Here is a 6,008-nt window from a genome sequence, read left to right on the forward strand (position 1 = left end):
CAAGGGCGGCATCGGCAAGCTCTTCGAGAACCCGCAGGGCAAGAACCACAAGCCCGGCGACCCGTGGCCGGGCATGCAGCGCCCCACCTGGCGCCCCGACATCCGCGCCGCCGTCATCAGCAAGGCCCGGGTCAACATGCACCGCAAGCTGGCCAACATGGTAAAGCTGACGGGCCTGTACCCGCTCGCGGTACTGTCCGACTGCGTCGTCTACCCCTCGCCGGGCGCGAGCCCGCTGGACTTCCTCCCCTACGCGGCGTCCGGGAAGCCGCAGCCGGGCGGGTTCCGCCTCGGGCCCACACCGGGCCTGGCGAAGCTGGAGGGCGTCGAGTCGATGCTGTGGGCGGTCGACGTGATGGAGAAGGGCCACAACCCGGCCAGCCTCATCAAGGGCGGCAACGCGGTCCTGGACGAAGGCGAGTAGACCGTGCGAGAGATTGAGAACGCCATCGAGCGCGCTGATCGGGCAGCGTTCACCCGCGAGCCGCCCAAGACTCTCAAGGCCCAGATCGGCTACCTGCTCAAGCAGTTGGGCACCGCAAAGGCCGTCGCGGCGGAGCTCGGCATCACCGCCGACTCCGTCAACCGCTACCGGCGCGGCGCCCGCAAGACCCCGCCCAAGGACATCGCCAAGAAGATCGACGGTGCTGTCCGCTCCCGCTGGCAGCCCCAGGTACGCCGCCGCCGGCGCAAGCAGGCGGCCAGCAGCGGCGGGATCACCGTGGAGACCCGGGCCTCGTTCGGCTACAAGGCCGCCGGGGGATCGACCGACGAACCGCGCATGCGCCGGCTGACCGTCCACCTCCCCGCGACCTACGCGCAGCGCCTGTTCGAGGCCCGCGACGAAGGGGCCACCGACCAGAGGATGCGTGAAATCATCGCCGACGGATTCAGGGAAGTGTATTTTCAGGACGGCGGACGCCGCGCGGGCGACCTCCACGAAGTCGAAATGAAGAACATCGACTACCTGGATCTCGATTACTGAATTAGGAGCCCTTTATGGCCAGCATCAATTACCCGTATCCGGACCCGAAGAACGACGCCGAACGTACGGCGAACGGTCAGGCCGCCGACGACTACCAGCTCCAGGAGGAGGAAGGCGCCGACTTCCTCGACTGGGAGAGGGAGCTGGGATGACGCTCACCGAACCCGAAAGGAAAACCGCCATGGCCGCTCCCGCCGTCCCGTCCCGCGCGTACGGTGAAGTGACGACCCGCCAGGAGGTGCCCATGAGCGCGCAGCCCGAGGAAGCCCCCGCCCCGCCGGCCCCGGCCGCCGCCGCCCAACTGCTCGCACAGCTGCGCGCGGACCGCCGCGCCGACACCTGGGTGCCGGCCTTCGAGCGGGACTGGGCCAAGGCCCTGGACGACTCCCGCCACACCTACAGCCTCACCCCGCTCCACGACGTCGTACGCACCTGGCAGCTGCGCGTCGCCGCGGCCCCGGCCGTCGACGCCTACATGGACTCCGGGCGTGATGAGTCCGGCTTCGTGGACCTGGACGACGTCCTCGGTGCCCGCCGGTGACCGGTGAGCCGTGGGCGGTTCGCCTGTCGGCTCAGGCCGCCAAGACGCTCATCGAGCTTCCCGAGCACGCGAAGGAGATGGTCCGCGACGTCCTGGACATCGCGGTGCGCTCCCCTTGGGGCTGGCCGCGGTGGAATGCCGGTGACCCGGAGGGCGAAGACGTACGCGCCGCGTCGGTCGGGCAGCTGTCCGTCGTTTATGTGATCAACCGGCTCACCCGGCATCTGTCTGTCCTGGACATCATCTGGATCGGGTAGCCGCCCAGTGACAACGGCCCGTCCCCGGCATCGCAACTGCCGGGGACGGGCCGTTGCGCATCGTAGCCACGGCCGTACCCACCGGTTGCCACCCGGGCAGCAACGCGTGTCCGGGTGGTAGTCACCAGTTGCCGCGGGGCCGTTCGGCACCGAGCTGGACCTCACGCCGGCACTCGGGGCAGTCCGGCAGATCCTCCACCCGGCGCGGCCTGTCGCCCTTCGCCCAGCTGAACCCGCACAGCGCCGTGTGCGTGACGCCCCGGAAGTGTTCGTCCTTGGTGGCGTGCGAGCCGTAGCCCGGCACGTTCCAGGTGAACGTCTTCTCCCCGTCGTACGGGGCGCCGTTCGGCCAGTCGTAGACCTGCTCGGTCGTGGTGCAGCGCATCCGCAGATCGGGCCCTGTCCAGTCCTTGCCGTACCGGATCTGCGAGCTGGCATCGACCGCGTCCGCGAGGCGCTCGAAGGACAGGTCGTAGTCCCGCATGTGATCCCACGAGCCCGGCTTCCGCTCGCGCATCAGCGAGCGGAACATCAGCAGCAGCCGCGCCAGGTCGTGCTGACCGACCCGGATCGTGTTCGACTCCGGGTCGAAGCCGTACGTTGGGTCATTGGCAGGCTTCTTCGGCATCGGTCCTCGTTCGCGTTGCTGCAGCGGCCAGCGCCCCACTACAGGGCCCACGGTGCGGCCGGCGACCACGACGTCGTGGTCGCTTCCAGCTGCTCAACGACTCGGGCCCGCTGGAGCCACGCTGACCGCCGCCGTTCGTGCGCCAACTGAACTGCCCGGGGCTGAGCGCTCAGACCTGCGGCGGCGTCGCGCCGGGCAGTTCGCCGGCGAAGTCCCACCACTGCTGGATGCTCCACACGGCGACGCTGGAGCGGTCGGTGGACATCCGCAGCCACACTTCCTCGCCGCCAGGCATGAGCGCCATCTCCACGTGCGGCTCGTCCCACGACCCCACGGCATACATCCACTCGATGCCGTCGGGCCAAGTCCGCATCGCCGCCGTGCGCACGCTCAGCGCCGCGGCCAAGGCGTCCAGGGCGGCCTTGGGTATCCGCACCTCCGCCGGCTCCCGTTCGATCCCCGCCACCCCGGACCTCCTGGTTCTGCGGCAAGGCGCGACAGCCCACCGTCGCGGATCAGCCTGCCAGACCCGCCCACCAGCGCAGCAGGAGACAACATCTGTTGCCGAAAAACCTGGGTGTCACGCTGTGAGGTCTATAAGCCTCACACCCCATTTCCCCAGGTGAACGCGTTGAGTTGTGAGGGTGTGAGGCTGTGAGACAGGGCTCGCGCCGGTGCTTCCACGCGCCCTGTTCGGGTCCGTCGACACGGAGGACGATGGAGTCATGGGCGAGCACAACGAGGACCAGGACGACGTCGCCGAACCGGCGCGGCCGACGCTGACCACGACACAGGCCCGCGAGATGACGACCGGGCTGCGCGAGGCGATGGACGACGTCCGGCGTACGGTCGCGGTGCTCTCCGCCCGGGTCCGCGCCGCGCACGCCGCTAAGGTCTGGCTCCCCCTGGGCTTCACCTCGTGGGAGGCGTACTGCGGCGCGGAGTTCGGCATCAGCCGCGCCCAGGCGTACCGGCTGCTCGACGTCGCCCGCGCCCTGGCCGCGATCCACGACGCCGTCACCGCCGGCCCCGGGACGTCCCGCACGCGAGACAGCGACCCCGGCGCCGCGGCCGCGCTCGACTACGGCCTGTCCCAGCGCGCCCTGATCGACGTCTCCGGCCGTACCGGCGACGTCGCGGAGCTGATCACCCGCCGCCTCGCCACGCTCGCCCACAGCGGCCTGACGGCCCTCGATGAGTCCACCCTGCGCGCCGTGGTCCGCCAGGCCGTCCGCGACGTCCGCACCGCACCGCACCCGCCGCCCGCCGGTCCGCCGGTGGATCCCGCGCTCACCGAGCTGCGCCGCGTCGTCGACGACCTCGCCGCCACCACCCACCAGCTCGGGGAGCTGATGCTCGAAGTCGCCCCCGCGTACCTGTCCGACACCGCGGCCGCCGACGTCCTGGCCCCGCTGTGCGAGCAGATCGGCGAGACCCTGGAGAACGGCCTCGCCGCCCGCCGCTACGCGATGTCCGGCGACCGCCGCGCCCTGTACGGCACCGTCCTGTAGGCCACTCACCCCGGCGCTCCTGTGTGACACACAGGCCGTTTCCCCAGGTGAGCGAGGTGCGCTGTGAGGGTGTGAGCTGTGAGGCGAGGGCCTGTGCCGACGGGGTGCCGCTGCTCCTGGCCGTGCTGCTCGCGGTGGTGTGGAGCGGGTTGCTGCTCGATGGGTAGCGGGGGTGGTGGCGGTGGTTGGCGGGGTGCTGCTCGTGGTCCTGGTGATGGTCGTCGGGTTGCAGCACGGTGGTGTCGTGGGTGCAGCGCAGCATTTGCCTGGGTCAGGCGGCACACGGGTGCTGCACGGGTAGCAAGCCGCCCCCGGCCGGTGCAGCACGGCCAGCCGCTGCACGCTGCTCGGGCCGTGCTGCTACCGGCCGGGGCCTGCTGCTCCGGGACCAGGGGCCAGTACCTCGGACCCGTCTCGGCGGCTGCGGAACATAGCTCAGCTGTGATGTTATGCGCGAGATCTATGCGCGGCTGCTGCATACAACGCGGCTCCCGTGCTGCTCGCTGGCCCTGCCACCTGGGGCTTTCCCCTCCAGGGGAACGATGTACGCACTCGCCGGGACAGTCGGCGCGTGTTCTAGAGAACCAGAACAAGACGGTTCCCCTGGTGATACCGTCCCGGCGTGCTGCGCGCGGTTGACCTGCGGTTTCCCCTGGAGGGAAACGATGTACGCACCGGGACCGCCGGACGTCGCCGCGCTTGTTCTGGAGAACCAGAACAAAACGGTTCCCCTAGTGATACCGAACCTGGCCGCCGCTCACCTTCCGGGAAGCGCGCGCGGGCCGGTGGACATGCGAACGGCGCCGCACCCTGGGGGTGGCGGCGCCGTGGCGTCAGGAAGAGCCCTGGAGGGCCCTCAGGCGCTTTGCGCGAGGTTGGCGACCTGGGCGGCGAAGCGGGTCCGGCGCTGCTCGGTGAAGTCCTCTGCAGGCGTCGCGTTGATCTCGGGGACCGCCATCGCAGTACGGGCGACCCGGCCGCCGGTCAGGAGCGGGTGGATCTGGTAGTAGCCGCGGCGCAGCAGCCAGGCTAGGCCGGCCTCCCGCAGCTCCTTGAAGCCACGGTTCACCGCGGGCTTCCCCGCCCCGAGCTCAGCGGCCATTTCGGCCTGGCTGATGTCGACGGCACCGTTGTCCGGGTCCTGGAGCGCCAGGAGGACATCGAGCACACGCCGGGCAGTCAGGGAGATGTCCACGAGGGCGAGCATCCGCAGAGCATCACGGGTGAGCGTGATCGGCTCGTCGGACGGGGGGCCAGGTACGTAAGTGGTGCTCACGAGGGCCTCCTGGTCGATGTCGTCTGCCTCTGAGGATATGCCCGGCCGCGTCACGCGCTCGCCTGACGGAACGCCTGGCGTCGACGCGGCAGCGCCACAACCTTCTCGCGACGGCGGGCCGTCTCAGCTTCCTTCTTCGCCTGCGCCCGCGCCGCGCGCCATTCAGCGGGGTACTCCGGGGACGGGATGACGCAGGCCGGGCCCTTCGCGGCGTTCCACTCCTTCTGCCACTCCTCCTGCTCGGCAGAGGTGCCGGCCACCGTCAGCCACGGGTTCAGCTGGAGCACACCGGGCTTCGCGGTACGCATCCAGCCGATGTGGTGGAAGAACTGCGACGGCTCGCTGACCGAGGCCGCCGACAGGGTGCACAGCTGCTGGAGATCCCGCTGGTTGATCCGGACATACCCGCGCGGCGCCTTCGTCCGGTCCACACCGTGGTAGCCCGGGTCCTGGGCGGCCACGAGCTTGCACCACACCTGGAACCAGCTGCCCGGCATCTTCATGCTGCCCAGCACGTCCATCAGCAGCCGGGCGTCCAGGACGTACCCCTTCAGCTGCGCGCTGACCGCGAACTCACGGCCCTTGATCTTCTCGACACTGACGACCATGCCGCCCTTGCCATCCGACCGGGCGACAACACGCTGGCCAGGCCGAACGATCGGCAGCTGCTCCATCAGAAGGTCCTCCAGGAAGATCATCGAGTGTGGGCCGAACGGTACCACTAGGGGAACCGTCTTGTTTCAGAGGACTAGAACAAACCCCGTCCCGGGCGGCCCGCTGCGCCCCGGCGACTCGCCCGAGGTTTGTTCT

General features: G+C 69.9%; 9 protein-coding genes and 1 pseudogene. 6 read left to right on the plus strand and 4 right to left on the minus strand.

Going from position 1 to position 6,008, the window contains the following annotated elements:
• The 5 genes and pseudogenes from O3W51_RS33090 to O3W51_RS33110 all read left to right on the plus strand — a co-directional run.
• A pseudogene (locus tag O3W51_RS33090) lies at window positions 1-424 on the plus strand (telomere-associated protein Tap); the annotation flags it as partial.
• Window positions 425-427: 3 nt separating this feature from the next.
• The gene (gene tpg / locus O3W51_RS33095) at window positions 428-985 is read left to right on the plus strand and encodes a telomere-protecting terminal protein Tpg (protein ID WP_269288078.1); all 558 of its coding nucleotides are present in this window, start codon (window positions 428-430) and stop codon (window positions 983-985) included.
• 14 nt (window positions 986-999) lie between these two features.
• Window positions 1,000-1,137 carry a hypothetical protein gene (locus O3W51_RS33100; protein WP_269288081.1) on the plus strand — a complete coding sequence of 46 codons (138 nt, stop codon included), beginning with the start codon at window positions 1,000-1,002 and terminating at the stop codon, window positions 1,135-1,137.
• Window positions 1,134-1,526, plus strand: a complete 393-nt coding sequence (locus O3W51_RS33105) for a DUF6247 family protein (protein ID WP_331284107.1) — start codon at window positions 1,134-1,136, stop codon at window positions 1,524-1,526. Before O3W51_RS33100 ends, O3W51_RS33105 begins: the two co-directional genes overlap by 4 nt.
• Entirely contained in the window at window positions 1,523-1,783 is a 261-nt protein-coding gene (locus O3W51_RS33110) for a hypothetical protein (protein WP_269288082.1), read from the plus strand. The genes O3W51_RS33105 and O3W51_RS33110 overlap by 4 nt, the downstream gene beginning before the upstream one ends.
• Before the next feature lie 121 nt (window positions 1,784-1,904).
• Here the strand turns inward: O3W51_RS33110 and O3W51_RS33115 are convergent, their stop codons facing one another.
• Both O3W51_RS33115 and O3W51_RS33120 read right to left on the minus strand, forming a co-directional pair.
• Window positions 1,905-2,411 (minus strand): hypothetical protein, encoded by a 507-nt coding sequence (locus tag O3W51_RS33115; RefSeq protein ID WP_269288085.1) that lies wholly within the window; start codon window positions 2,409-2,411, stop codon window positions 1,905-1,907.
• A 169-nt stretch (window positions 2,412-2,580) separates the two neighbouring features.
• Window positions 2,581-2,877, minus strand: coding sequence for a hypothetical protein (locus O3W51_RS33120; RefSeq protein ID WP_269288087.1), 297 nt, complete (start codon window positions 2,875-2,877; stop codon window positions 2,581-2,583).
• 259 nt (window positions 2,878-3,136) lie between these two features.
• Between O3W51_RS33120 and O3W51_RS33125 the strand changes: the two genes are divergently transcribed.
• A complete protein-coding gene (locus O3W51_RS33125; RefSeq protein ID WP_269288088.1) occupies window positions 3,137-3,922 on the plus strand; it encodes a hypothetical protein in 786 nt (261 codons plus the stop codon).
• 856 nt (window positions 3,923-4,778) lie between these two features.
• Here the strand turns inward: O3W51_RS33125 and O3W51_RS33130 are convergent.
• On the minus strand, window positions 4,779-5,198 hold the full coding sequence (locus tag O3W51_RS33130) for a helix-turn-helix domain-containing protein (RefSeq protein WP_269288090.1): 420 nt from the start codon (window positions 5,196-5,198) through the stop codon (window positions 4,779-4,781).
• Window positions 5,199-5,248: 50 nt separating this feature from the next.
• Window positions 5,249-5,872 (minus strand): hypothetical protein, encoded by a 624-nt coding sequence (locus O3W51_RS33135; protein WP_269288092.1) that lies wholly within the window; start codon window positions 5,870-5,872, stop codon window positions 5,249-5,251.
• Window positions 5,873-6,008 lie beyond the last annotated feature (136 nt).

It is taken from the genome of Streptomyces sp. H39-C1, assembly GCF_027158125.1.
GTDB lineage: Bacteria > Actinomycetota > Actinomycetes > Streptomycetales > Streptomycetaceae > Actinacidiphila > Actinacidiphila fildesensis.

Bases quoted from the DNA above. Each gene is read 5' to 3' on its own strand.
- O3W51_RS33135 (WP_269288092.1), bottom strand. From the start codon at position 5,872: ATGGAGCAGCTGCCGATCGTTCGGCCTGGCCAGCGTGTTGTCGCCCGG.
- O3W51_RS33100 (WP_269288081.1), top strand. From the start codon at position 1,000: ATGGCCAGCATCAATTACCCGTATCCGGACCCGAAGAACGACGCCGAA.
- O3W51_RS33105 (WP_331284107.1), top strand. From the start codon at position 1,134: ATGACGCTCACCGAACCCGAAAGGAAAACCGCCATGGCCGCTCCCGCC.
- O3W51_RS33125 (WP_269288088.1), top strand. From the start codon at position 3,137: ATGGGCGAGCACAACGAGGACCAGGACGACGTCGCCGAACCGGCGCGG.
- O3W51_RS33115 (WP_269288085.1), bottom strand. From the start codon at position 2,411: ATGCCGAAGAAGCCTGCCAATGACCCAACGTACGGCTTCGACCCGGAG.